The 24813-nt window shown below is 70.0% G+C and carries 28 protein-coding genes; 23 read left to right on the top strand and 5 right to left on the bottom strand.

Features of this window, described 5'->3' with window-relative positions:
- Nucleotides 1-18: 18 nt before the first annotated feature.
- The 4 genes from BM070_RS03015 (at nt 19) to BM070_RS03000 (ending at nt 4038) form a co-directional block, all read left to right on the top strand.
- Complete coding sequence (locus tag BM070_RS03015) at nt 19-384, top strand: ArsR/SmtB family transcription factor (protein WP_092937466.1); 366 nt, start codon at nt 19-21, stop codon at nt 382-384.
- Nucleotides 385-391: 7 nt separating this feature from the next.
- A complete protein-coding gene (locus BM070_RS03010; RefSeq protein ID WP_092937464.1) occupies nt 392-1678 on the top strand; it encodes an arsenic transporter in 1287 nt (428 codons plus the stop codon).
- A gap of 38 nt (nt 1679-1716) precedes the next feature.
- Nucleotides 1717-2154, top strand: a complete 438-nt coding sequence (arsC, locus tag BM070_RS03005; RefSeq protein WP_092937462.1) for an arsenate reductase (glutaredoxin) — start codon at nt 1717-1719, stop codon at nt 2152-2154.
- 216 nt (nt 2155-2370) lie between these two features.
- A complete protein-coding gene (locus tag BM070_RS03000) occupies nt 2371-4038 on the top strand; it encodes an ankyrin repeat domain-containing protein (protein ID WP_092937460.1) in 1668 nt (555 codons plus the stop codon).
- 74 nt (nt 4039-4112) lie between these two features.
- Here BM070_RS03000 and BM070_RS02995 read toward each other — a convergent pair whose 3' ends face one another.
- Entirely contained in the window at nt 4113-5390 is a 1278-nt protein-coding gene (locus BM070_RS02995) for an MFS transporter (protein WP_092937458.1), read from the bottom strand.
- Nucleotides 5391-5455: 65 nt separating this feature from the next.
- Here BM070_RS02995 and BM070_RS02990 point away from each other — a divergent pair, with 65 nt between their 5' ends.
- The gene (locus BM070_RS02990; protein ID WP_092937456.1) at nt 5456-6343 is read left to right on the top strand and encodes an AraC family transcriptional regulator; all 888 of its coding nucleotides are present in this window, start codon (nt 5456-5458) and stop codon (nt 6341-6343) included.
- 81 nt (nt 6344-6424) lie between these two features.
- Here BM070_RS02990 and BM070_RS02985 read toward each other — a convergent pair whose 3' ends face one another.
- A complete protein-coding gene (locus BM070_RS02985) occupies nt 6425-7342 on the bottom strand; it encodes a LysR family transcriptional regulator (protein WP_092937454.1) in 918 nt (305 codons plus the stop codon).
- 254 nt (nt 7343-7596) lie between these two features.
- On the opposite strand from BM070_RS02985, the gene BM070_RS02980 reads away from it, so the two are divergent.
- The 13 genes from BM070_RS02980 to BM070_RS02920 all read left to right on the top strand — a co-directional run bounded on the left by BM070_RS02980 (nt 7597) and on the right by BM070_RS02920 (nt 18436).
- Nucleotides 7597-8292 (top strand): substrate-binding domain-containing protein, encoded by a 696-nt coding sequence (locus BM070_RS02980; RefSeq protein ID WP_175518403.1) that lies wholly within the window; start codon nt 7597-7599, stop codon nt 8290-8292.
- Nucleotides 8293-8361: 69 nt separating this feature from the next.
- Entirely contained in the window at nt 8362-9390 is a 1029-nt protein-coding gene (locus tag BM070_RS02975; protein WP_092937450.1) for an amidohydrolase family protein, read from the top strand.
- 167 nt (nt 9391-9557) lie between these two features.
- Complete coding sequence (gene ligK / locus BM070_RS02970) at nt 9558-10241, top strand: 4-carboxy-4-hydroxy-2-oxoadipate aldolase/oxaloacetate decarboxylase (protein ID WP_092937448.1); 684 nt, start codon at nt 9558-9560, stop codon at nt 10239-10241.
- Between the two features lie 111 nt (nt 10242-10352).
- A complete protein-coding gene (locus tag BM070_RS02965) occupies nt 10353-11402 on the top strand; it encodes a Bug family tripartite tricarboxylate transporter substrate binding protein (RefSeq protein WP_092937446.1) in 1050 nt (349 codons plus the stop codon).
- Nucleotides 11403-11417: 15 nt separating this feature from the next.
- The gene (locus BM070_RS02960; RefSeq protein ID WP_092937444.1) at nt 11418-12452 is read left to right on the top strand and encodes a tripartite tricarboxylate transporter substrate binding protein; all 1035 of its coding nucleotides are present in this window, start codon (nt 11418-11420) and stop codon (nt 12450-12452) included.
- 72 nt (nt 12453-12524) lie between these two features.
- A complete protein-coding gene (locus BM070_RS02955) occupies nt 12525-13466 on the top strand; it encodes an amidohydrolase family protein (RefSeq protein WP_092937442.1) in 942 nt (313 codons plus the stop codon).
- Between the two features lie 52 nt (nt 13467-13518).
- Nucleotides 13519-13995, top strand: coding sequence for a protocatechuate 4,5-dioxygenase subunit alpha (gene ligA, locus BM070_RS02950; protein WP_092937440.1), 477 nt, complete (start codon nt 13519-13521; stop codon nt 13993-13995).
- 4 nt (nt 13996-13999) lie between these two features.
- On the top strand, nt 14000-14884 hold the full coding sequence (locus tag BM070_RS02945; RefSeq protein WP_092937438.1) for a class III extradiol dioxygenase subunit beta: 885 nt from the start codon (nt 14000-14002) through the stop codon (nt 14882-14884).
- An 89-nt stretch (nt 14885-14973) separates the two neighbouring features.
- A complete protein-coding gene (locus BM070_RS02940) occupies nt 14974-15936 on the top strand; it encodes a Gfo/Idh/MocA family oxidoreductase (protein ID WP_092937436.1) in 963 nt (320 codons plus the stop codon).
- A 161-nt stretch (nt 15937-16097) separates the two neighbouring features.
- Nucleotides 16098-16490 carry a GIY-YIG nuclease family protein gene (locus BM070_RS02935; protein ID WP_092937434.1) on the top strand — a complete coding sequence of 131 codons (393 nt, stop codon included), beginning with the start codon at nt 16098-16100 and terminating at the stop codon, nt 16488-16490.
- Nucleotides 16487-16942, top strand: coding sequence for a MarR family winged helix-turn-helix transcriptional regulator (locus tag BM070_RS02930; RefSeq protein WP_092937432.1), 456 nt, complete (start codon nt 16487-16489; stop codon nt 16940-16942). Before BM070_RS02935 ends, BM070_RS02930 begins: the two co-directional genes overlap by 4 nt.
- The gene (locus BM070_RS02925; protein WP_092937430.1) at nt 16939-17463 is read left to right on the top strand and encodes a hypothetical protein; all 525 of its coding nucleotides are present in this window, start codon (nt 16939-16941) and stop codon (nt 17461-17463) included. Before BM070_RS02930 ends, BM070_RS02925 begins: the two co-directional genes overlap by 4 nt.
- Nucleotides 17435-18436, top strand: coding sequence for an aldo/keto reductase (locus BM070_RS02920; protein WP_092937428.1), 1002 nt, complete (start codon nt 17435-17437; stop codon nt 18434-18436). The genes BM070_RS02925 and BM070_RS02920 overlap by 29 nt, the downstream gene beginning before the upstream one ends.
- Before the next feature lie 126 nt (nt 18437-18562).
- On the opposite strand, the gene BM070_RS02915 is transcribed toward BM070_RS02920, so the two are convergent.
- A complete protein-coding gene (locus BM070_RS02915) occupies nt 18563-19348 on the bottom strand; it encodes an IclR family transcriptional regulator domain-containing protein (protein WP_245785106.1) in 786 nt (261 codons plus the stop codon).
- 342 nt (nt 19349-19690) lie between these two features.
- Here BM070_RS02915 and pobA point away from each other — a divergent pair, with 342 nt between their 5' ends.
- The 4 genes from pobA to BM070_RS02895 all read left to right on the top strand — a co-directional run bounded on the left by pobA (nt 19691) and on the right by BM070_RS02895 (nt 22391).
- Nucleotides 19691-20914 (top strand): 4-hydroxybenzoate 3-monooxygenase, encoded by a 1224-nt coding sequence (gene pobA, locus BM070_RS02910; protein ID WP_092937424.1) that lies wholly within the window; start codon nt 19691-19693, stop codon nt 20912-20914.
- A 137-nt stretch (nt 20915-21051) separates the two neighbouring features.
- Entirely contained in the window at nt 21052-21705 is a 654-nt protein-coding gene (locus BM070_RS02905) for a flavin reductase family protein (protein WP_175518401.1), read from the top strand.
- 139 nt (nt 21706-21844) lie between these two features.
- The gene (locus BM070_RS02900; RefSeq protein ID WP_092937420.1) at nt 21845-22063 is read left to right on the top strand and encodes a hypothetical protein; all 219 of its coding nucleotides are present in this window, start codon (nt 21845-21847) and stop codon (nt 22061-22063) included.
- A 22-nt stretch (nt 22064-22085) separates the two neighbouring features.
- Nucleotides 22086-22391, top strand: a complete 306-nt coding sequence (locus BM070_RS02895) for an antibiotic biosynthesis monooxygenase family protein (RefSeq protein WP_092937418.1) — start codon at nt 22086-22088, stop codon at nt 22389-22391.
- Here the strand turns inward: BM070_RS02895 and BM070_RS02890 are convergent.
- Nucleotides 22358-22822 (bottom strand): carboxymuconolactone decarboxylase family protein, encoded by a 465-nt coding sequence (locus BM070_RS02890; protein ID WP_092938107.1) that lies wholly within the window; start codon nt 22820-22822, stop codon nt 22358-22360. The genes BM070_RS02895 and BM070_RS02890 overlap by 34 nt on opposite strands.
- 140 nt (nt 22823-22962) lie before the next feature.
- Between BM070_RS02890 and BM070_RS02885 the strand changes: the two genes are divergently transcribed.
- Nucleotides 22963-23892, top strand: coding sequence for a LysR family transcriptional regulator (locus BM070_RS02885; RefSeq protein WP_092937416.1), 930 nt, complete (start codon nt 22963-22965; stop codon nt 23890-23892).
- A 93-nt stretch (nt 23893-23985) separates the two neighbouring features.
- Here BM070_RS02885 and BM070_RS02880 read toward each other — a convergent pair whose 3' ends face one another.
- Complete coding sequence (locus BM070_RS02880) at nt 23986-24714, bottom strand: DUF2076 domain-containing protein (protein WP_092937414.1); 729 nt, start codon at nt 24712-24714, stop codon at nt 23986-23988.
- Between the last annotated feature and the right edge of the window lie 99 nt (nt 24715-24813).

The raw sequence follows: 24813 nt of genomic DNA, 5'->3' as shown, positions 1-24813 counted from the left end.
ATGTCGTAGTATGGCCGCATGGATGAAACCGAAGCCGCCGCCACGCTGGGCGCCCTCTCCCACCCCATGCGCCTGCGCATCTTCCGGGCCCTGGTCGTGGCCGGGCCGGACGGGCTGACGCCGGGCGTGATCGGCGAAGCCCTGGGGCTGGCCAATGCCACGCTGTCGTTCCACTTGAAGGAGCTGGCCCAGGCGGGCCTGGTCTCGCAGGAGCGCGCCAGCCGCAACCTCATCTACCGCGCCAGCTTCGACCGCATGGGCAGCCTGCTGGGCTTTCTCACCGACAACTGCTGCGCCGGCGCGCCGTGCAGCGCCAGCCTGCCGGGCGCTGCCGCCTGCGCGCCTTCTTCCCCTTCCTCTCCTTCTTCTTCACGCAAAGACTGATCCACCCATGATCGCCGCCATCTGCATCTTCGTCGCCACGCTGGTTCTGGTCATCTGGCAGCCCCGAGGCCTGGGCATCGGCTGGAGCGCCTCGGCCGGCGCGCTGGCCGCGCTGGCGCTGGGCGTGGTCCACCTGGCCGACGTGCCGGTGGTCTGGGGCATCGTCTGGAACGCGACCGCGACCTTCGTGGCGCTGATCGTCATCAGCCTGCTGCTGGACGAAGCGGGTTTCTTCGAATGGGCCGCGCTGCACGTGGCCCGCTGGGGCCGCGGCCGTGGCGCGCGGCTCTTCGGCCTGACGGTGCTGCTGGGCGCCGCGGTGTCGGCGCTGTTCGCCAACGATGGCGCTGCGCTGATCCTCACGCCCATCGTCATGTCCATGCTGCTGGCGCTGGGCTTTTCTCCCGCTGCGACGCTGGCCTTCGTGATGGCGGCGGGCTTCATCGCCGACACGGCCAGCCTGCCGCTGGTGGTTTCCAACCTGGTGAACATCGTCACGGCGGATTTCTTCCAGCTGAGCTTCAGCGACTACGCGGCGGTGATGGTGCCGGTGAACCTCGCCTCCGTCGCCGCCAGCCTGGCCGTGCTCTACCTCTTCTACCGCCGCGACCTGCCCGCGACCTACGACCTGCGCCAGCTGAAGGCCCCGGCCGAGGCGGTGCGCGATGTGGCCACCTTCCGCGCCGGCTGGGTGGTGCTGGCTCTGCTGCTGCTGGGCTGCTTCGCGCTGGAGCCGCTGGGCGTGCCGATCAGCGCCGTGGCCGCGGCCTGCGCGGCGCTGCTGCTGGCCGTGGCCTGGCGCGGCCATGCCATCGGCGTGGGCCGGGTGCTGCGCGGCGCGCCCTGGCAGATCGTGGTCTTCTCGCTGGGCATGTACCTGGTGGTCTATGGCCTGCGCAACGCGGGGCTCACCTCGTACCTGGCCGGCGTGCTCGACGGCTTCGCGCGCGGCGGCGTCTGGGGCGCGGCCTTCGGCACGGGCTTTCTCGCGGCGGCGCTCTCGTCGGTGATGAACAACATGCCCACGGTGCTGGTGGGCGCGCTCTCCATCGACCAGTCCTCCGCCACCGGGCTGGTGAAGGAGGCCATGGTCTATGCCAACGTCATCGGCTGCGACCTGGGCCCGAAGATCACGCCCATCGGCAGCCTGGCGACCCTGCTGTGGCTGCACGTGCTTGCCCGCAAGGGCACGACCATCACCTGGGGCTACTACCTGCGCGTGGGCGCGGTGCTGACGCTGCCGGTGCTGGCCGTGACGCTGGCCGCGCTGGCGCTGCGCCTCGGTTTCGCGTGAACCCGTTCCACCCCGATCCTTCTTCTCTGCTTCGCACCATGACCGCTTCCATCACGATCTATCACAACCCGGCCTGCGGCACCTCGCGCAACACGCTGGCGCTGATCCGCAATTCGGGCGAGGAGCCCACCGTCGTCGAATACCTGAAGACGCCGCCCGACCGCGCCACGCTGCAGGCGCTGATCGCCGCCATGGGCCTGCCGGTGCGCGAGGTGATGCGCCGCAAGGGCACGCCCTACGACGAACTGGGCCTGGACGATCCGAAGTGGAGCGACGACGCGCTGATCGGCTGCATGCTGGAGCACCCCATCCTCATCAACCGCCCCATCGTCGCCACGCCGCTGGGCACGCGGCTGTGCCGGCCGTCGGAGCTGGTGCTGGACATCCTGCCCCAGCCGCAGCGCGGCGCCTTCGCCAAGGAAGATGGCGAGCCGGTGGTCGATGCCCAGGGCCGGCGCGTGGCGCCGGGTGGCTGATCACCCGCCACGCGCAGCGCCGGGCCGGCGGTGCCAAGGCCCCGGCCCCACCCCCGAGCACCGGGCCTTCGGCATCCCGTATCATCCTGGCCGCGTACAAGACGCACCCGGGCCCGCGGGAAGGGTTGAACCCACTTGCTCAGCATCAGCCAGCCATCCACGCCTTTTGTGCAGCCGACATTGCGGGTCTTCGGCATCTGAAGCACGGAGGTGTCCATGAAGCGCATTCCCCCCCGGCCGGATATCGGCTACCTGAAGAAACAAGCCAAGGAACTGCTCGCGCAGGTCCGTCTCGGCGAACCGGCCGCACTCCAGCGGCTGGGCGCATCCCTGCCCGCCGCGCGTGGGCAGAGCCTTGCGGCTCTGGCGGCGGCAGACTTTCGCCTGCACGACACGCAATCGTGCATCGCCCGCGAATACGGACTCCCGTCCTGGGCCGATCTGCAGCTTTTCGTGCAGGCCCGCCGCGCGCGGGCCGATGTGCCCGGCGAGGCGCTGCATCAGTGGCTGCGGCTGGTCTATGCCGGCGATGTCGTGGGCGGCCACAGCGGCAGCCGGCCGGCCGTGGCGGCGCGGATGCTGGAGGACGACCCCCAGCTGCGCGGCGGCGACCCCTACCTGGCCTGCGCCGTGGGCGATGTGCAGGTACTCCGGCACGCCACGGAGCGCGACCCGGGCTGGGTCCATCGGGCCGGTGGGCCGCTGCAGCTGCCGCCGCTGGTGGCCGTGACCCATTCGGGGCTGGCCCGCCTGCCGGGCTTCCGCGAGCGGCTGCAGGATTGCGCGCGCTGGCTGCTGTCTGCGGGCGCGGCGGCCGGCCAGTCCATCGGCAGCCGCTGGCCTCCGGCCTCGCTGCAGGCGCCCTCGGCGACCGAGCGGCTGTCGGCGCTGTACGGCGCGGCCGGCAAGGCGCACGATCCTGAGCTGACCGGCCTGCTGCTGGCGGCTGGCGCGGACCCCGACGACGGCGAATCGCTCTACCACGCGCTGGAAGCGCCGGCATGCGCCCGGCTGCTGCTGGAGGCGGGTGCCCGCATCGCCGGCTCCAACGCGATCTACCGAGCGCTGGACCTGGAGGACCCGGAGCCCCTTCAATTGCTGCTTGCCCACGGGGGCGATGCGAACGAGCCGCCGCTGGGGCCCCCCACCGCCGAGTGGGGTTCTCCGCTGCTCTGGGCCATTCGCCGCCGGTGCCCGGTCCCGCACGTACAGGCCTTGCTGAAGGCGGGCGCCCGGGCCGAAGCCTGCACGCCGGACGGTGTGCCGGCCCTTGCGCTTGCACTGCGTTTCGGCCGACCGGACCTGGCGCGGCTGCTGGAGCAGGCCGGCGCGACGCCTGCGCCCCTCGCGGCGGATGACGCCTTCGTGGCCGCCTGCGCGCGGGGCGATGCCGAAGCCGCGCGCGCGGTCCAGGCCGCCCATCCGGACGTGATCGGCCGGCTGGACGCGGCACGGCTGCGGATGCTGCCCGAGCTGGCGGCGCAGGGTTGCGGCGAGGCGGTCCGGGCGATGGTGGCCTGCGGCTGGCCGCTGGAGGTGCGGGGTGGCGATATCGATGCCACCGCGCTCAACCACGCGGTGTTCCGCGGCGACGCGGGCCTCGCACGCTGGCTGCTGGAGCGTGGCGCCGACTGGCGGACGCTGCACGGCTTCGGCGACAACGTCTGCGGCAGCCTGTCGTGGGCGTCGCTCAATGCGCCGGTGGCCGGAGGCGACTGGGCCGGCTGCGCGCTTGCCCTGCGCGATCACGGCCTGCCGCCGGCCCGGCCCGATCCGGAGCATGCCGATGCCGTGTGGATCGGCGAGCGGCGCTATGCCTTCGCGGACGACGTGGTGGATGTGCTGCTGGGCGCCGAGGCAACAGCTGTCGCCACCGGGGTGTGAGTGCCAGAAGAAGGAAGCCAGCGGGCGCGGCCCGCAGGCGGTTGACGATCCCCCGAGGGAACGTCGACAGGCTGTCAGGCCGTGGCCGCCGCAGCGCGCTGCTGCGCCGCCCGGGCCGCCACGCCCACTCCCACGACGCCGGCAGAGGCCACGCCCAGCACCAGTGCGGCGGCCGAGCCGTAGAAGATGCCCGAAGTCATGCCTGCATCGAGCATGGCGCCGAATACCGGGGCGGCGGTGCAAAAGCCCAGGTCCAGCCCCGAATACACCGTGCCGTAGACGCGGCCGGTGGCGCCGGGAGGCGCGGCGCGCTTGATGAGCATGTCGCGCGAGGGGCCCGCCAGGCCCGTGCCCACGCCGGCCAGCGCCACCAGCACCATCGTGCCCATGCCCGGCAGCCAGCCGGTGCCGGCCACGACCAGCATGGCGGCGGTGGTCAGCATGCAGACGGTGATGGTGCGTTCCAGCCGCGCCACGCGGCCGGCCAGGAAGCCGCCCACCACCATGCCGGCGGCGCCGCACAGCATGTAGCCGGTGACGACCAGGGAGGTGACGGACAGCGGCAGGCCGTACATCTTCTGCAGCGTGGGGCTGGCGAAGCTCTGGATCACGCTGAGCGAGCAGGTGGTCCAGAAGAAGAACGAGAAGCACAGCCACACCGAGGGCAGCTTGAGGAAGGCCATCGGGTGCTCGGCCGTGGCGCCGGGCACGGGCTTGGCGCCGGCCTGCGCACCGGCGGTGCCGCGCCGGTCGTCCAGCGCGTCGCGGTTGATGACCATCACCGTGAGCACCAGGGCCGCGAGCACGCCGCCGCACAGGCACGCCGTGCGCCAGGAGCCGGTGGCGGCGGTGATGCCGGCCATGAAGATGGGCGCCGTCGCCCAGCCCAGGTTGCCCGAGATGCCGTGCACCGAAAACCCGTGCCCCAGCCGCTGGGCCGAGACGCGCTTGTTGAGGATGGTGAAGTCCACCGGATGGAAGGGCGCGTTGCCCAGGCCCGCCAGCGCGGCGGCGGCCATCAGGCCGAAGTAGCCGGTGGCGAGGCTGGCCACCACCCCGGCCGCCGTGAAGCACGAGAGTGCGAAGAACATCACCGGCCGCGCGCCCACCCGGTCCACGATGAAGCCCGAGAGCGCCTGGCCCACGCCGGAGATGACGAAGAACACCGACACCAGCAGGCCCAGCTCGGAATAGCTGAAGCCGAATTCCTTGATGAGGAAGGGAAAGAGCGGCGGCAGCAGCAGGTGGAAGAAGTGCGAGGAGCCGTGCGCCAGGCCGATGAGGCCGATGGTGCGCGCGTCTTCGCGCAGCGTGGCGCTCGCTGCGGCGGTGGGTGGGTTGATCGAGGTCATGGCGGCGATCTTAGGCAGGGGCCTCGCGTCCGAATTACGATAGACGGCCAAACTCTGTCGAGAAAATGCCAAACACCGCCCTGCTGTTGCGCCCGCCCGCCGCCCGGCCGCGCGCGCGGCCCCTGTCCTACGTCGATTCGCTCACGCCGCACCTCTTCGTGCCGAGCGCGGCGCGGCCGGTGCGGGCCAAGGTGCGCGCGCTGAGCGCCGACACGCAGGTGATGCCGCACAGCCATCCCTGGGCGCAGGTGGCGATCTCGACTCAGGGCGTGATCCGGCTGACGGTGGCAGGCGGCACCTACATCGTGCCGCCTTCGCGTGCGGTGTGGATTCCGCCCGGCGTGGAGCATGCGGTGACCATGGTGGAGGACGCCGATCTGCGCACGCTCTACCTGCACCAGCCGCGCGGCCGCTGCGGCCCCGGCGTGGCGCGGGCCGACGAGGCGCCCTGGCGCCAGTGCCGCGTGCTGGAGATGTCCGAGCTGCTGCGCGCCCTGGTCTGCGAGATGCCCGCCGAGAACGACGACGCCCCGCCCCTGAAGCCCGAGGCGCTGCGCCGCGAGCGCCACCTGAGCGCGCTGATCCTCGAAGAACTGCGCCGCGCCAGCGCCGTGCGCCTGGGCGTGCCGCTGCCGCGCGACAAGCGCCTGCGCCATCTGTGCGAGGCGGTGCTGGCCGACCCGACCCGCCACGAGGCGCTGGCCGACTGGGCGCGCGACACGGGGGCCAGCCCGCGCACGGTGGCGCGGCTTTTCCGGCAGGAGTTATCCACAACCTTCACGCAGTGGCGCCAGCAGGTGCTGCTGGCCCAGGCGGTGGCGCTGGCCGCGGGTCGCAAGCCCGTCAACCAGATCGCGGCCGAGCTGGGCTACGCCAGCCCCAGCGCCTTCAGCGCCATGGTGCGGCGCGCGGTGGGCATGCCGCCGGCGCGCTTCCTGGGGCTGCAGCAGTGAGGTGAATTTTTGAGGCTTTTTCGGGCTGTAGCGCTTGTCTGGCCTGCGCATTGCGCTATCGAAAGATGAGCGAACGGGTTCTCAGCCCGGCTGCGGCTCAGCCACCATTTCGCGGATCAGCGCGATGGTGGCCTGCTGCGCCAGCGTGGCCGCCCGCCGCGCCGAGGTGACCAGATGCACCTGCCCCACCACGCGCGGCGCGTCGATGGGGTGCAGCAGGTAGCGCTGCGGATGGGCCGAGGCGCGCACCGCATGCCCGGGCAGCACGGCATAGCCCACGCCTTCGGAGACCAGGTCGAGGATGGCCGAGACGCCGTCGATCTCCATGGCGATGCGCGGCGTGCAGCCGATGTCGGCCATGCGCCGCTCCAGCAGCATGCGCAGGGCGTTGGGCCGGCTGGGTACGACCAGCGGGTGCGTGGCCAGAGTCGCCAGGGGCATGGGCGACTCAGTGCCGCCGCTGCCCGTGCCGGGGCGGGTGTCCGGGCGCGGGGCGATGGCGAAGAGTTCCTCGTCCATCAGGTGTTCGGCGGCCAGCTCGGGCGAGGTGGGCGGGTTGTAGAGCAGCGCCACGTCCAGCCGGCCGGTCTGCAGCCATTCCTGCATCTGCACCGACAGGCCTTCGCTGATCGACAGGGCCGCGTCGGGCAGGCGCTGGCGGAAGGCGCGCGAGAGCGGCACCGTGAGCCGCCGCGCCAGGCTGGGCGGCAGGCCGATGCTCACGCGCCCGGTGAGCGCGCCGCGTGCGCGGCCCAGGTCTTCGCGGGCGCGCTCCACCTGGTGCAGGATGCCGCGGCCGTGCTCCAGCATCAGCTGGCCGGCGTCGGTCAGCGTCACGCCCCGGCCGTTGCGCAGCAGCAGGTTCTGGCGCAGCTCCACCTCCAGCAGGCGGATCTGGCGGCTCAGGGCGGGCTGGGCCACCGCCAGCGCCAGCGCGGCGCGGGTGAAGCTGCCCAGCTCGGCCACGCGCACGAAGTATTCGATTTGCTTGAGATCCACGGAATGCCTGCGCCCCGCGGGCGCCTCCCAAAACGGGCCGTGCTGCACATCGCACGACAACATAGCTGGTGCCATGTTATGCCGATTTGCTCTAGCTGATAGCGGGCCAGCCCGGTGGGCAGCGGCGGGCGGGCGCGCAAGAATGCCCCACGCCTGCATTTCCGGGGAGGGTTGTCCACAGGATAGGACCCTGGCCCAGGCGCCCTGCACTGCCCCGGTTCCATAAAAACCCCCGTTCGGAGACACGCATCACCATGTCCACGCCCCAGGTTCGCGGTATTTCGTCCATGGCCACCCGGGCCCTGCTGGCCGAGCTGGTCGCCGCATGGCAGCAGCAGTCGGGCGGCGAGGCCGCCATCGAATCGGTGGGCGGGGTGGATGCCGCCCGGCGCGTGCGCGAAGGCGGCGAGCCCTTCGACGTGGTGGTGCTGGCCTCAGACGCCATCGCCAAGCTGGAGGCCGCCGGCCGCATCGTGCCCGGCAGCGTGACGCCGCTGGTGCGCTCGGGCGTGGCGGTGGCCGTGCCCGCCGGCGCGCCGCAGCCCGCCATCGGCACCGAAGCCCAGCTGCGCGATGCGGTGCTGGCCGCGCCCACCATCGGCTATTCGACCGGCCCGAGCGGCGTGGCGCTGCAGCAGCTGTTCGAGCGCTGGGGCATCGCCGAAACAGTCAAGGACCGCACCGTGCAGGCGCCGGCCGGCACGCCCGTGGGCGCGCTGGTGGCGCGCGGCGAGGTGGCGCTGGGCTTCCAGCAGCTGAGCGAAATGCTGCATGTCGAAGGCATCGCCGTGATCGGCCCGCTGCCCGATGCGGTGCAGATCACCACCGTCTTCAGCGCCGCCGTGGTGGCTGGCGCCGCGCAGGAATCTGCCGCGCGCGAGCTGCTGGCCTTCATGGCCTCGCCCGCCACGGCCGAGGCCAAGCGCCGCCAGGGCATGGAGCCGGCCTGATCCGCCGGCCGGCCCCTCCCCCTTTCTTCTTTCCCTCTTTTCCATCATTCCCACGGAGCTTTCCGCATCATGATCATCGACTGCCACGGCCACTACACGACCGCGCCCAAGGCGCTGGAGAACTGGCGCAATGCCCAGATCGCGGGCATCAAGGACCCGTCGGCCAAGCCCAATCCGTCCGACCTGAAGATCAGCGATGACGAGCTGCGCGAGTCCATCGAGAGCAACCAGCTGCGCCTGATGAAGGAACGCGGCAGCGACCTGACCATCTTCAGCCCGCGCGCGAGCTTCATGGCCCACCACATCGGCGACTTCGAGGTCTCCAGCACCTGGGCCGCCATCTGCAACGAGCTCTGCTATCGCGTCTCGCAGCTCTTTCCCGACCACTTCGTGCCAGCCGCGATGCTGCCGCAGTCGCCCGGCGTCGATCCCAAGACCTGCATCCCCGAACTGGTCAAGTGCGTGGAGCAGTACGGCAACGTGGGCATCAACCTGAACCCGGACCCGAGCGGCGGCCACTGGACGAGCCCGCCCCTCACCGACCGCCACTGGTACCCCATCTACGAGAAGATGGTGGAGTACGACATCCCGGCCATGATCCACGTGAGCACCAGCTGCAACGCGTGCTTCCACACCACCGGCGCGCACTACCTCAACGCCGACACCACGGCCGTGATGCAGTGCATCCAGGGCGACCTGTTCAAGGATTTCCCCACGCTGAAGTTCGTCATTCCGCACGGCGGCGGCGCGGTGCCCTACCACTGGGGCCGCTTCCGGGGCCTGGCGCAGGAGATGAAGAAGCCGCTGCTCGAAGACCACCTGCTGAACAACATCTTCTTCGACACCTGCGTCTATCACCAGCCCGGCATCGACCTGCTGACCAAGGTGATCCCGGTCAAGAACATCCTCTTCGCCAGCGAAATGATCGGCGCCGTGCGCGGCATCGACCCGCAGACCGGCCACTACTACGACGACACCAAGCGCTACGTGAGCGCCACCGCCAACCTGAGCGACGAAGAGCGCTACCAGGTCTTCGAAGGCAACGCGCGCCGCGTTTTCCCGCGCCTGGACGCACAGCTCAAGGCCAAGGGCCTTTAGAGCGACTCACAAAACCCTTCTGGCGTCGTTGCCGCATCTTGTCGTACTACTCGTACTGCCTGCGATGCGGCGCCTAGCCAGAACCGCTTCGCTGGGCTTTGTGAGCCGCTCTTAAGAACGTTCTGACGATCCCCCACAGTCATTGAATACACCCGGAGAAACACACCATGTACGAACTCGGAGTCGTCTATCGCAACATCCAGCGCGCCGACCGCGCTGCCGCCGACGGCCTGGCCGCGCTGGGCTCGGCCACGGTGCATGAGGCCATGGGCCGCGTGGGCCTGCTCAAGCCCTACATGCGCCCGATCTATCCCGGCGCGCAGGTCTCGGGCACGGCCGTGACGGTGCTGCTGCACCCCGGCGACAACTGGATGCTGCACGTCGCGGCCGAACAGATCCAGCCCGGCGACGTGGTGGTGGCTGCCATCACCGCCGAATGCACCGACGGCTATTTCGGCGACCTGCTGGCCACCAGCTTCCAGGCGCGCGGCGCCCGTGCGCTCATCATCGACGCCGGCGTGCGCGACGTGAAGACGCTGCAGGAGATGGACTTCCCCGTCTGGAGCAAGTGCATCAGCAGCAAGGGCTGCATCAAGGCCACCATCGGCTCGGTGAACATTCCCGTGGTCTGCGCCGGCATGCTGGTCACCCCCGGCGACGTGATCGTGGCCGACGACGACGGCGTGGTCTGCGTGCCCGCGGCGCGTGCCGTGGAAACGCTGGCCGCCGCCCGGAAGCGCGAATCCTTCGAGGGCGAGAAGCGCGCCAAGCTGGCCTCGGGCGTGCTGGGCCTGGACATGTACAAGATGCGCGAGCCGCTGGCCGCCGCCGGCCTCAAATACATCGACTGAAAGGCCGCCGCGCACACCACCCCAAACAAGCCGCCCGCCCGCCCGTCCCTTCACCGACTGCGTTCCCGCCCCTGGCCTTCCCACCATTCCCATAAAGAGAGACAAAAAGCCATGACGAACCGCGCCACTCCTGCCACTGCCACTTCCGCAGCAGCTGCTGCCTCCACCGCCGCCATCGCCCGCCGTGGCCTGCTGGCCCTGGCCGCCACCGCGGCCTGCGCCCTGCCCCTGGCTTCCCAGGCGCAGCCGGCGCCGGCCGCCTGGCCCACCAAGCCGGTGCGCATCATCACGCCCTTCCCGGTGGGCGGCGGCCCGGACGGCGTGGCGCGGCTCGTGGCCGACCGGCTCTCGCGCGCCTGGGGCCAGCCCGTGACTGTGGATAACCGCCCGGGCGGCAACGGCTTCATCGCCATCGACGCCTTCAAGCGCGGCGCCAAGGACGGCACCGACATGATCGTGCTGGACAACGTCCACCTGGCCGCCTACCCCAGCCTCTTCAAGAAGCTGCCCTACGACCCGGTGAAGGACTTCGACCCGCTGCTGCCGCTCTTCAAGGGCTACTTCTTCTTCACCGTCGCCAGCAACAGCCCCTACCGCTCGGTGGGCGACCTGATCGCCGACGCCAAGGCCCATCCGGGCAAGCTCAACTACGGCTCCTGGTCGGTGGGCAACCCGGTGCACCTGGGCTCGGAGCTGTTCGAGTCGATGACCGGCACGCAGATGGAGCACGTGGTCTACAAGGAAACCACGCAGCTCTACACCTCGGTGTCCACGGGCGACCTGGCCTTCGCGCTGGGCACCGCCGCCACGGCCGGGCCGCTGCAGCGCGCCGGCAAGCTGCGCTTTTTGGCCATCGCCGCGCCGCAGCGCTCGGCCAGCTACCCCGACGTGCCCACGGTGGCCGAATCGGGCGGCCCCAAGGGCTTCGAGGTGATCGGCTGGAACGCCATCGCCGTGCCGCCCGGCCTGCCCGCCGCCGTCACCGACAAGATCAAGCGCGACGTGGAAGACGCCCTGAAGGCGCCCGAGGTGCTGGAGAAGTTCAAGAGCTTCGCCTACGAGCCCTTCCCCACCACCCGCGCGCAGTTCAACCAGTTCATCCAGAGCGAGAGCCAGCGCTTCGGCGACGTGATCCGCAAGGCGAACGTGACGCTGGACTGAACGGAAGGCCGTGCGATGACCGTTCCTCCTCCCCACCCCCGCGCGCCGGCCTTCGCCTCCCGCCGCAGCCTGCTGGCGGGCACGGCGGCCCTGGCGGCGGGCGCCGCGCTGCCTGGCCTGCTGCCCCTGCCGGCGCATGCCGAGGACGCCGCGGCCTACCCCGCTCGGCCGGTGCGCCTGCTCGTGGGCTATTCGGCCGGTGGTGCGGTGGATGCCGTCGCCCGCAGCCTGGGCCAGGCGCTCGCCGCCAGCCTGGGCCAGCCCTTCGTTGTGGATAACAGGCCCGGCGCGGGCAGCAACATCGCCGTCAAGGCAGCCATCGATGCGCCGGCCGACGGTTACACCCTCATGGTCGCGGCCAATGCGCTGGCGGCCAACATGGCGCTCTACCAGCCCGCGCCCTTCGATGCGGAGCGCGACCTGGCCGCCATCTCGCTGATCGGGCGCGTGCCGGTGGTCATCGCCGCCAATACGCAGGCGCCCTACGCCAGCATCGGCCAGCTGATCGCGCAGGCCAAGGCCCGTCCGCGCGCCATCGCCTTCGCATCGCCCGGCAACGGATCGACGCCGCACATGGCGGTGGAATTCTTCGAGCGTGCCGCCGGCATCGAGCTGCAGCACGTGCCCTACCGCGGCGGCGCGCAGGCGCTGACCGACGTGCTCGGCGGGCAGGTGCCGCTGATCGCGGTGAACGCGCTGGAGGCCCTGCCCCATGCCAGGAGCGGCAAGCTCAAGGTGCTGGCCGTGCTCAGCCCCGGCCGCAGCGCCGTGCTGCCCGACGTGCCCACCATCGCCGAATCCGGCTTTCCCGGCTTCGAGGCCTCCGTCTGGTATGGCCTCGTGGCGCCGGCCGGCACGCCCCAGCCCATCGTGGACCGGCTGCACGCCGAAGTGCAGAAGGCCCTGCAGACCCCCGGCGTGCGCGAGCGCATGGCCCAGGTGGGCGGCGAGGTGCTGCCGGGCAGCCGCGACGCCTTCGTGCGGCTGATCCATTCCGAGCGGCAGCGCTACGAGAAGCTGGTGCGCGAGGCGCGCATCCAGCCCGACTGATCGAGCGAGGCCTGTCGCTCCCGCCCCTCCCCCTTTTCCTCTTTTTCCCTTCCGTGTGAAAGCGAACCCATCATGAGCAAACCGACCTCCGGCCCCTTCGAGAAAACCTCCGGCTGGCTCGACTGGTACACCGGCCCGTCCAAGCCGCGCTTCCAGGTGCCTGCGGGCAGCGTGGACGCGCACTGCCACGTGTTCGGCCCGGGCGCCGAATTCCCCTATGCGCCCGAGCGCAAGTACACGCCCTGCGACGCGAGCAAGGCACAGCTCTTCGCGCTGCGCGACCACCTGGGCTTCGCGCGCAACGTGATCGTGCAGGCCACCTGCCACGGCGCCGACAACCGCGCCATGGTCGATGCCTGCAAGGCCGCCGGCGGCAAGGCGCGCGGCGTGGCCACGGTGCGCCGCAGCATCAGCGACGCGGAACTGCAGGAGCTGCACGATGCCGGCGTGCGCGGCGTGCGCTTCAACTTCGTCAAGCGCCTGGTGGACTTCACGCCCAAGGACGAGCTGCTGGAGATCGCCGGCCGCATCGCCAAGCTCGGCTGGCACGTGGTGATCTATTTCGAGGCGGTGGACCTGCCCGAGCTGTGGGACTTCTTCACCAGCCTGCCGACCACCGTGGTGGTGGACCACATGGGCCGGCCCGACGTGACGAAACCCATCGACGGCCCCGAGTTCGAGCTGTTCCTGAAATTCATGCGCGAGCACCCCAACGTCTGGAGCAAGGTGAGCTGCCCCGAGCGCCTGTCCACCACTGGCCCGCAGGCGCTGAACGGCGAACAGAACGCCTACCGCGACGTGGTGCCCTTCGCGCGCCGCGTGGTCGAGGAGTTCCCCGACCGCGTGCTCTGGGGCACCGACTGGCCCCACCCCAACCTCAAGGGCCACATGCCCGACGACGGCCTGCTGGTGGACTTCATCCCGCACATCGCGCCCACGGCCGAGCTGCAGAAGAAGCTGCTGGTGGACAACCCCATGCGCCTCTACTGGCCCGAAGAAGCGGCCCCGCAGTAAGCAGGCGCGACGCACCGCAAGCAAGCACCTCACCGCACAAGGAGACCCAGCAATGGCACTCGAAAAACCGTACATGGACGTGCCCGGCACGATCATCTTCGACGCCGAGCAGAGCCGCAAAGGCTACTGGCTCAACCAGTTCTGCATGAGCCTGATGAAGCCCGAGAACCGCGAACGCTTCCGCGCCGACGAGCGCGCCTACCTCAACGAATGGCCCATGACCGAGGAGCAGCGCCAGGCCGTGCTGACGCGCGACCTGAACTGGTGCATGCGCACCGGCGGCAACATCTACTTCCTGGCCAAGATCGGCGCCACCGACGGCAAGAGCTTCCAGCAGATGGCCGGCAGCATGACCGGCATGACCGAGCAGGAATACCGCGACATGATGATCAGCGGCGGCCGCAGCATCGAAGGCAACCGTTATCTGGGCGAAGACGGCAGCGCGCAGCCGCACCGCCAGCCGCAGGGCGCATCGCACCCCGCCGCCGCCCCGCAACAACCCCCCCACAGCACCAGCAAGGGAGCCTGAGACCATGGCCCGCATCACCGCATCCGTCTTCACATCGCACGTGCCCGCTGTCGGCGCGGCCATGGACCTGGGCAAGACCCAGGAGCCCTACTGGCAGCCGCTCTTCGCGGGCTACGAGTTCTCCAAGCAGTGGATGAAGGACAACAAGCCCGACGTGGTCTTCCTGGTCTTCAACGACCACGCCACGGCCTTCAGCATGGACATGATCCCGACCTTCGCCATCGGCACGGCCGCCGAGTATTCGCCCGCCGACGAAGGCTGGGGCCCGCGCCCGGTGCCCAAGGTGGCCGGCCACCCCGAGCTCGCCAGCCACATCGCGCAGAGCGTGATCCAGCAGGACTTCGACCTCACCCTGGTCAACAAGATGGACGTGGACCACGGCCTCACCGTGCCGCTGTCGCTCATGTGCGGCGAGAAGGACCCGCACAAGGACGCCTGGCCCTGCCCGGTCATCCCCTTCGCCGTGAACGTGGTGCAGTACCCCGCGCCCAGCGGCCAGCGCTGCTTCAACCTGGGCCGCGCCATCCGCCGCGCCGTCGAGTCGTACGACGAAGACCTGAACGTCCACATCTGGGGCACGGGCGGCATGAGCCACCAGCTGCAGGGCGCGCGCGCCGGCCTGATCAACGCCGACTGGGACAACAAATTCCTGGACCGCCTGATCGCCGAGCCCGCAGAACTGGCCAAGGTGCCGCACATCGAATACGTGCGCGAAGCCGGCTCCGAAGGCATCGAGCTGGTGATGTGGCTGATCGCGCGCGGCGCGATGGCCGACTGCGCCGACGGCGCCCCCGCCGGCCTGCAGCCGCGCGTGGCGCACCGCTTCTTCCACGTGCCGGCCTCCAACACCGCCGTGGGCCACCTGATCCTCGAAGAAGCCGCCCGCTGAGACGGGCCACGCCCCGCGGCACGGACGCCGCGGGCCTAGCTTCTTCCACCTCCCCCCATCCACCACCTCTTCTACAAGGAACCCACCGCATGACCATCAAAGTCGCACTCGCCGGCGCCGGCGCCTTCGGCATCAAGCACCTGGACGGCATCAAGAACATCGACGGCGTCGAAGTCGTCTCCCTCATCAGCCGCGATCTGGAGAAGACCCGCGAAGTGGCTGACAAGTACGGCATCCCGCACGTCACCACCGATCTCGCCGACAGCCTGGCCATCAAGGAAGTCGATGCCGTGATCCTCTGCACCCCCACGCAGATGCACGCCGCGCAGACCAGGGCCTGCCTGGAAGCCGGCAAGCACGTGCAGGTCGAGATCCCGCTGTGCGATGTGCTCAAGGAAGGCCAGGACGTGCTGGCGCTGCAGCAGCAGACCGGCAAGGTCGCCATGGTGGGCCACACCCGCCGCTTCAACCCCAGCCACCAGTACGTGCACAACAAGATCCAGGCCGGCGAATTCAACATCCAGCAGATGGATGTGCAGACCTACTTCTTCCGCCGCACCAACATGAACGCGCTGGGCCAGCCCCGCAGCTGGACCGACCACCTGCTGTGGCACCACGCTGCCCACACGGTCGATCTGTTCGCCTACCAGGCCGGCAGCCCCATCGTCAAAGCCAACGCCATCCAGGGCCCCATCCACAAGGATCTCGGCATCGCCATGGACATGAGCATCCAGCTGCAGGCCGCCAACGGCGCCATCTGCACGCTGTCCTTGAGCTTCAACAACGACGGCCCGCTGGGCACCTTCTTCCGCTACATCGGCGACACCGCGACCTACATCGCGCGCTACGACGACCTGGTGCAATCGCACAGCAAGGGCGCCGAAGAGGCCGTGGACGTGAGCCAGGTGGCCGTGTCGATGAACGGCATCGAACTGCAGGACCGCGAATTCTTCGCCGCCATCCGCGAAGGCCGCGAGCCCAACAGCAGCATCGCGCAGGTGATGCCTTGCTACGAGGTGCTGCACCAGCTGGAGCAGCAGCTGAACGGCTGATCCGGCACTGCCGCTCGGATAAGATCGCGGGTAGGTGCTGAGGGGCGCCTACCCGCACAAGAGGCACTCACCCTTCCCATCTTTTCTTTTGTGGACAGACTGCGGTCATCGTTCGAGCCCCATGCGGGACCGGCTCGCCGACGATGACTTGGAGTGCTGCCATGACCCATTCTCTTTCTTCCCAGGCGCGCCGCGAGCTCACGCGCCAGTACAAGCAAGCCTTTCCATGCATGGGCATCTATGCCTTGCGCTGCGATGCCGCAGGCCTGCTGCGCCTGGGCCGGAGCCGCAATGCCGAGGGCATGCTCAACCGCCTTCGCTTCGAACTCGCGCGCGGCGGTCATCACGACAAGACTGTGCAGATCGCCTGGAACACGTATGGCTCCGAAGCCTTCAGTTTCGAGGTGATTGATCGCGTGAAGGAGCGCGACGATCCCGCTTTCGATTACGACGCCGAGCTTGATGCGCTGCTGACCTTGTGGGCGGCAGAGTTGCTGCCCAGTGGGGCGCCAACGAGCCCGCATGCGCGCATGCCGGAAGGCGGTTCGGCATGAGGCACGCAACCGACGACGAAGCCCTGCACCTGGGCCTGGCTCTGGCGCGTGCCCATGCCCGTCAGCAGCAGCGGCTGGAAGAGCATCTGGGCCTGTGGCACGGCCTGGCCCTGTCCGACTTCCTGCTGCTGCGCGTACTGGCGCAATCGCCGGAGGGCCGGCTCGCCACGTTGCCGTTGGCGCATGCCTTGTCCGTGTCGCCTTCGGCGCTCGTGCGGCAGTTGCTGCCGCTGGAGAAGACCGGACTGCTCATCCGTGAGGCCGGCACCGTCCGGCTGCGACCTGTCGGCAGGCAGTTGCATGGCGAGGCAGCGCAGACGGTCGGGGCGGCATGTGCCGGGGCCTGGCGCGGCGTGTCCATGACCGAAGACATTGCCTCCGCCTTGCGCTCACAGCTCGATGCAGTGGCATGCAACGCTGCGGGCCCTGCGCCGCGAGCCTGGCAATCATGAGAACCGACGCGCCTGTGGAGGAACTCAAGGTGCGTGCCCGCGTGCGCCTGAACCAGGCTCGCCGCGACGGTACCGGCGCCGCACAGACCTTGGGTTCGCACCTGCAGGCTGTTGCGCGCGAAGTCGGCTTCCTGCACTGGGAGCATGCCCGCCGCGTGCTGGGTGGCCTGGCCATGCAGAGCATGGACATGGGCGACTTCTGGCACGCTCCCCGTACCGGTTTGCTGCTTCATACCTGGTTCGCTCGCCATGATGAAGCCGCCGCGGTGCTCGCCGATCGGCGGGACGGATTCCTGTTGCCGTACCGTCGCCAATGCTTCATCGTGCAGGAACCCTTCATCAGTGCCCTGGGCTTGGATGCAGGCGATCCGGCATGGCAGGCCCTCGGTCATGACCTCGTGGCAGGCTACGGCACGCGGGCTTGGCAGCACCTGGCCTGGCAAAGAATCCGTGCACCGCTGCCGACCTTTCAACCCCGACTAAGCTCTTCCTATGCAAACACGACGTATCGCGAACTTTGAAGTCTCAGCCATCGGCCTTGGCTGCATGAACCTCTCCCACGCCTACGGCGCGCCGGTCTCCCCCGAGCAGGGCGAGCGCGTGCTGCTCACCGCGCTGGATGCGGGCGTGACGCTGTTCGACACGGCCACGCTCTATGGCTTCGGCGCCAACGAGACGCTGGTGGGCCGCGTGATGAAGCCGCACCGCAGCCGCTTCACGCTGGCCAGCAAGTGCGGCATGCAGGGCGTGGACGTGAATGGCGACGGCAAGCTGGTGCGCGTGATCGACGGGCGGCCCGAGACGCTGCGGCAGACCTGCGAAGACAGCCTGCGCCGGCTGCAGACCGACGTGATCGACCTCTACTACCTGCACCGCTGGGACAAGCGCGTGCCCATCGAAGACAGCGTGGGCGCGCTGGCCGATCTGGTGCGCGCGGGCAAGATCCGCAGCATCGGCCTCTCCGAAGTGTCGGCCGCCACGCTGCGCCGCGCTGCGGCCGTGCACCCCATCGCCGCGGTGCAGACCGAATATTCGCTCTGGACGCGCAACCCCGAGATCGCCGTGCTGGACGCCTGCCGCGAGCTGGGCACTGCCTTCGTGGCCTTCAGCCCGGTGGCGCGCGGCTTCTTGTGCGGGCCGATGGACGTGGGCGCGCTGGACGCCAAGGACATCCGCCGCGCCATGCCGCGCTTCAGCCCCGAGAACTACGCCGCCAATGCGCGCCTGCTGCCCGCCTACCAGGCGCTGGCGGCCGAGGCCGGCTGCACGCCCGCGCAGCTGGCGATCGCGTGGCTGCTGCAGCGCGGCGAGCACATCATTCCCATCCCGGGCACGACGAGCGTCGATCACCTGCTGGAAGACCTGGGCGCGGCGGAGGTGCGGCTGTCGGCCGACGTGATGGCGCGGGTGGAGGCGCTGATCAACCAGCAGACGGTGACCGGCCCGCGCTACAACCCGCAGGGCACGGGCGAGGTGGATACCGAGTCGTTCTGAGAGCGGCTAAAAGAGCGGCTCGGACGCCCGCAGTGCTGGCGTCGTTCCCCATCCTGCCTTCGCGCCTTGCCAGAGCCGCTTCGCGGGGCTGTGCGAGTCGCTCTGATTTCTTCGGCACCGTTTCCGTCACAGCATGGGCCGCAATTCCCGCGCTGCGTCCTGCAGCAGCGGCAGCAGATCGCGCTTGAGGCGCTCGGGCGAGAGCCGGTCCGGCGCGGTGACCACGTTGAGCGCGGCCACGGCGTGGCCCTGCAGGTCGCGCAGCGGCACGGCCAGGGCCAGAACGCCCAGCTCGTGCTCTTCGCTGGCGATGCAGCAATCCTCCGCGCGGGCCTGGTCGATGGCGGCGCGCAGCGCGGGCGCGTCGGTGCGGGTGTAGGCCGTCAGGCGCGGCAGCGGGTGGCCGCGCAGCCAGTCGCGCACGGCGCTCTTGGTGCGGGTGGCCAGCAGCATGCGGCCGGTGGAGGTGGCGTGCGCGGGCAGGCGGCTGCCCAGGTGCAGGCCATAGGCCAGCACGCGGTCGGCCGCGCCCTGGGCGCTGCTGTAGTGGCCCGTGCCGCGCACGGCGTCGCCCTGCGGCGTGGCGGCGCTGCGCGCCACGATGACCACCTCGCGCCCTTCCAGCACCACGGCGGAAAAGGGCAGCTGCGTCTGCGCGGCCAGCCGGTTGAGCGTGGGCTGCACCACGCGCGGCAGCCGCGCCGAAGCGAGATAGCTGCCGGCCAGCCGCAGCACCTTGGGCGCGAGCCAGAAGTACTGCCCGTCGCTTTCCAGATAGCCCAGGTACGCCAGCGTGAGCAGATGGCGCCGCGCCGCCGCGCGCGTGAGGCCGGCGCGCTCGGCCGCGAGCGTGGCGTTGAGGCGCTGGCGCTCGGTGTCGAAGCTCTCCAGCACCGCCAGGCCCTTGGCCATGCCGGCGATGAAGTCGGCATGGGCGATGCCGGCGGGCGTGGTGGTGGCCCTCTTGCGGGTGCCGGCCGGGGTTGCGGTGCGTGTTGCCATGGTGGGGCCTGCTGCGGATGGGGACTGCGTGCGGGGGGTGGCCGATGCGCCTGTGGATAAGTCGTGCGGATTTCTCTGCGCGATCATCGCATCGTTTGCGCGGTGATCGCGCAAGGCTTGCGGGCAGGCCCTGGCGTGCGGGGGGCTGGGCTCCTACGCTGCGGGCATCGGGTGGCATTGATCCGCGTCAACCACCTTTCACCGACCCCAGACCGAAGACCGCCGCATGCCGGCGGCAGGAGACAAAGAGCCATGACCGCCAGCGCGACGAACACCGCACCCATTCCCGCATCCACCCAGGTCGCCATCATCGGCGCCGGCCCCTCGGGCCTGCTGCTGGGCCAGCTGCTGCACAAGGCCGGCATCGACGCGGTCATCATCGAACGCCAGTCGCCCGACTACGTGCTGGGCCGCATCCGCGCCGGCGTGCTGGAGCAGGTGACCATCGACTTGCTGGATGAAGCCGGCGTGGGCGCGCGCATGCACCAGGAAGGGCTGGTGCATGGCGGTTTCGATCTGCTGCTGGACGGCCAGCGCCACCGCATCGACCTGGAGGCGCTCGCGGGCGGCAAGCATGTGATGGTCTATGGCCAGACCGAGGTCACGCGCGACCTGATGGATGCGCGCGCCGCCGCCGGCCTGCCCACCGTGTACAGCGCGGCCAACGTGCAGGTGCAGGGCTTCGACACCGCCCGCCCGACCGTCACCTTCGAGAAGGACGGCACCACGCACACGCTGCAGTGCGATTTCATCGCGGGCTGCGACGGCTTCCATGGCGTGTGCCGCGCCAGCGTGCCGCAGGGCGCGCTGCGCAACTACGAGAAGGTCTATCCGTTCGGCTGGCTGGGCCTGCTCTCGGACACGCCGCCCGTGCACCACGAACTGATCTACGCGAACACGCCGCGCGGCTTCGCGCTGTGCTCGCAGCGCAGCTCCACGCGCAGCCGCTACTACCTGCAGGTGCCGCTGACCGACAAGGTCGAGCAGTGGAGCGACGAGGCCTTCTGGAACGAGCTGCGCCTGCGCCTGGACCCGGAAGCCCGCGAGCATCTGGTGACTGGCCCCAGCCTGGAAAAGAGCATCGCGCCGCTGCGCAGCTTCGTCACCGAGCCGCTGCGCTTCGGCCGCATGTTCCTGGCCGGCGACGCGGGCCACATCGTGCCGCCCACGGGCGCCAAGGGGCTGAATCTGGCGGCGACGGACGTGAAGTTCCTTTCCTCCGCGCTGATCGAGTTCTATGCCGAGCGCAGCGAGGCCGGCATCGACGACTATTCGGCGCGGTGCCTGAAGCGCATCTGGCGCGCCGAGCGCTTCTCGTGGTGGTTCACGCAACTGATGCACAACTTCCCCGGCGATGACGCGGCCATCGCCGCGAAATTCCAGGCGGCCGAGATCGACTACCTGCTGCATTCCGAGGCGGGCTCGCGCACCATCGCCGAGAACTACGTGGGCCTGCCGCTGGACTTCGGCGGCTGACCGGCCACGGGTGGCGCACGGCCTTCGCCGAAAGACCTTGAGCCGTTCAGGCCCGCAGCGCAGGCGTGGTGCGGGCCTTCAGCTATTTATTCGATAGCAATTGCAGGCCGGCGCCAATGCCGGTATGGTGCCTTCGCATGAACGCACCCACACCCTCCCCTGCCGGCGGCGACGACGCGCGCTTTCACAGCTACCAGCCGCGCCAGGGCCACGGCCTGCCGCACGATCCCTTCAACGCCATCGTGGGGCCGCGCCCCATCGGCTGGATCAGCACGCAGAACGCTGCGGGCGCGCTCAACCTGGCGCCCTACAGCTTCTTCAACGCCTTCAACTACGTGCCGCCCATCGTGGGCTTCGCGAGCATCGGCGCCAAGGACACGCTGGCCAACGTGCAGGCCACGGGCGAATTCGTGTGGAACCTGGCCACCCGCGATCTGGCCGAGACCATGAACCAGACCTGCGCGGCCGTGCCGCCCGAGGTGGACGAATTCACGCTCGCGGGACTCACGCCCCTGGCCTCGTCGCTGGTGGCCCCGCCCCGCGTGGCCGAGAGCCCGGTGGGCTTCGAGTGCCGCTGCACGCAGATCCTGCAGCTGCAGGGCGCCGACGGCGTGCAGGTGCCGACCTGGCTGGTGCTGGGCGAGGTGGTCGCCATCCACATCGACCGGGCGCAGCTCAAGGACGGCATCTACGACACCGCCAGCGCCGGCCACATCCTGCGCGCGGGCGGCCCGGCCGACTATTTCACGGTGGGGCCGGAGCAGCTCTTCAAGATGTACCGGCCGCGCTGAGAGTCTGGCTGAGCGGCTGGCCGTGCGGTGGGCGCGCCGGCGTGGCTTATGCTCGCGCCCGGCATGCCGCCCGCCCCAGGCCGGGGTGTGCTGCAACGACAACATCACATCACATCGCATCACAGGGAGAACCGACACCATGAACGCCACCCGCATCGTCGCCATCGCACTCATCGTTGCCGGCGCCCTGGGCCTGGCCTACCGCAGCTTCAGCTACACCAAGGACACCACCGTGGTGAAGATGGGCCCGCTGGAGATCTCGGCCAAGGAAAAGGAAACCGTGAACATCCCGCTCTGGGCCGGCATCGGCGCCATCGTGATCGGCGGGGTGCTGCTGGTGGTGGGCGGGCGCAAGTGAGAGCCGGCCCGCAGGGCGCCGCATGATCCTCGAAGCCGCGCCCCTGCAGGTGCGCGCGGGCCAGGCCGCCGCGTTCGAAGATGCCTTCCGCCAGGCGCAGCGCATCATCGCGTCCATGCCCGGATACCGCTCGCACCGGCTGGAACGCTGCATTGAGCGCCCGGGCGAATACCTGCTGCTGGTGGAGTGGGACACGCTGCAGGCCCACGAACAGGGCTTTCGCGGATCGCCGCAGTATCAGGAGTGGAAGCGGCTGCTGCACCACTTCTACGAGCCGTTTCCCGTGGTGTCGCACTACGCGGCGGTCGAAGGTGCCTGTTCGCCCTGACCTGGGCCTTCGCCCTCGCCCTCGCCCTGCAGCGGCAGCGCGATGCCCGATGCGGCGAACACCTCGCGCACCACGCCCAGCGCATTGAGCGCGGCCGGAAAGCCCGCATAGACGGCCATCTGCATCGCCACCTCGACGATCTCCGCCGGGGTGCAGCCCACATGCAGCGCGGCATGCACATGCACGCGCAGCTGCGGCAGGGCGTGGCCCATGGCGCTCAGGGCCGCCACCGTGGCCAGCTCGCGTTCGCGCAGGCCCAGCGCGGGCCGGGCGTAAATGTCGCCGAAGGGGAATTCCACCAGCAGGCGGGCGAAGTCGGGGAAGGACTGCGCGAGCTGCTCCACCACGGCGAGGCCGGCGGGGCCGTCCACCCGGTGGAGCATGCGGGTGCCGCGTTCGTGGCGCAGGCCGTCGTCGGCTTGAGGGGGCATCTGCGGGCCTTCTTCTGCGTGGCGGGGCCGCGAGGCGGGGGATGGATGTCGCATGCAAAGCTCCTGGGGGATGGGTTGGATGCGAATGTAGAAATCCCGGCGCCGCCTGGGAATGACCGATTTGGTGATACCTTTTCGGTATGTCTGCCAAGCTCGATTCCCGCTCGCTCGCCCTCTTCCTCGCCGTGGCCGATGCGCAGAGCTTCCGCCAGGCCGCCGAGGCCCTGTACCTCTCGCAGCCGCCCCTGAGCCGCGCGATCCGCGAGCTGGAAGCACGCCTGGGCACGCCGCTCTTCGACCGCCACCCGCATGGCGTGAGCCTCACCGAAGCCGGGCGCCGGCTGCTGCCCTATGCGCGCGGCGTGGCCGATCTGCTGCGGCAGGCCGAGGCCGCCTTCCAGGGCGCCGCCGTGCCGTCCACGCTGCGGCTGGGGCTGACCAGCTCGGCCGAGCCGGCCTGGTTCCGCGGGCTGGCCGATCGCGTGCAGGCGCTGCGGCCCGGGGTGGCGGTGGCTGTGGCGTCGGACACGTCCCCGCGCCTCGTGCGGCGCGTGCGCGCAGGCCAGCTCGACGCGGCCTTCATCGCGCTGCCCACCGATGTGCGCGGGCTCGACGTGCTGGAGATTGGCCGCCTGCCCATGGTGGTGGCGCTGCCCTCCGCGCACCCGCTGGCCCGGCGCCGGCTGCTGCGGCTGGCCGACCTGGCGGCGGAACCCGTGTTCTGGTTCGAGCGCGCCCGGCAGCCCGCTTTTTATGACCACTGCCAGCAGGTGTTCGAGCGGCACCGCTTCGCGCCGCCCAAGCTGCACGAGCCGGCGGACCACCACGTCCTGCTGGCCGAAGTGGCCGCCGGCCGGGGCATGGCGCTGCTGGCCAGCTCCTTCACCGGATTGCGGCGGACTGGCGTGGCCTACCGGCGTTTGGCCGAAGGCGATGCGCTGGCCCTCGGCATCGGTCTCGTCACGCCGTCCGGCCAGTCTGCGCTGAGCGCGCTGCTGTCCAGGGCCGGGGGCGTGATGCGGGCATCGCACGCCGGACATCGAGACGTTGCCCTGCGGAAACCGATCTGATCGTCCAGGGGTGCGTAGCCTCGAATGAGTGCGGCCTGGGCGATGCGACACCAGCTTCCTGGCTCTGTTGCCCAGAAGATCGCAAATATGCTCTCAGAGGAAGTTCTCGCCGTCGTCGTCGAAGGCCGGGCCGCTGTCGTCGGGCAACCAGCCTGCGTCGCGGCTGCCCTCGTTGCCGCGGCTGTCGTAGAAATTCTCGTTGGTGATGTTCTGCACCACGGTTTCCTGCGGCAGCAGTTCGCCGCCGAACAGGCCGGCGTTGCTGCCGCCGCCCAGCAGGCCATTGCCCACGGCGCTGCCGCGGTTGCCCAGCAGGTGTTCCAGCCCGTTGAACAGGAACATGCCACCGGCCACACCGGCCGCCGCGCTGGCGGCGGTGCCCAGAAAGCCCGGCCCTGCAGGGGCGGCCGCAGCCGGTGCGCTGGCGTTGTTGCCGAACAGGCGGTCGCGCCAGCTCGGAGCGGGTGCCGGCTGCGCATAGCCCGCTGGGGGGGCTTGCGGCGGCATGGGCGTGGGTTGCGCTGCGGCGGCGCCCGGGCTGTAGGCCTGCGACGGGGCGCGGCCGAAGCCTTGCTCCAGGTCGGCGCCGATGAAGCTGCGATGGCTGTCTGCGGCCTGCTGCAGCCGTGCGATTTCTTCCTGTGCATGCGCGAGGCCGCGCTCGAGCAGCAGGCAGCGCTGCACCAGCAGGTAGAGCGCGTCGGGCTGCGCGGCCAGCGCCTGGTGGATGCGGCTGTCGGCCTCGCTGTCCTTGGTTGCCGGGCCGGCGTGGGCCAGGCGTTGCAGCAGGTCGTCGAGCAGCGGGCGTTCGTTCGGGGTCATCGTCACATTCCTTTGCCCGGTGGATGACGGGTATGTGCATCTGATCCCGCGTTGATTGGCGAGTTCCCGGCGCTGGCTCGCCATTGAGAGCGGCCCACA

Source organism: Paracidovorax wautersii, from assembly GCF_900113035.1.
Taxonomy (GTDB): Bacteria; Pseudomonadota; Gammaproteobacteria; order Burkholderiales; family Burkholderiaceae_C; genus Paracidovorax; species Paracidovorax wautersii.
Note: the sequence above shows the minus strand (reverse complement) of the source record. Positions and strands in the feature narration are given on the sequence as shown.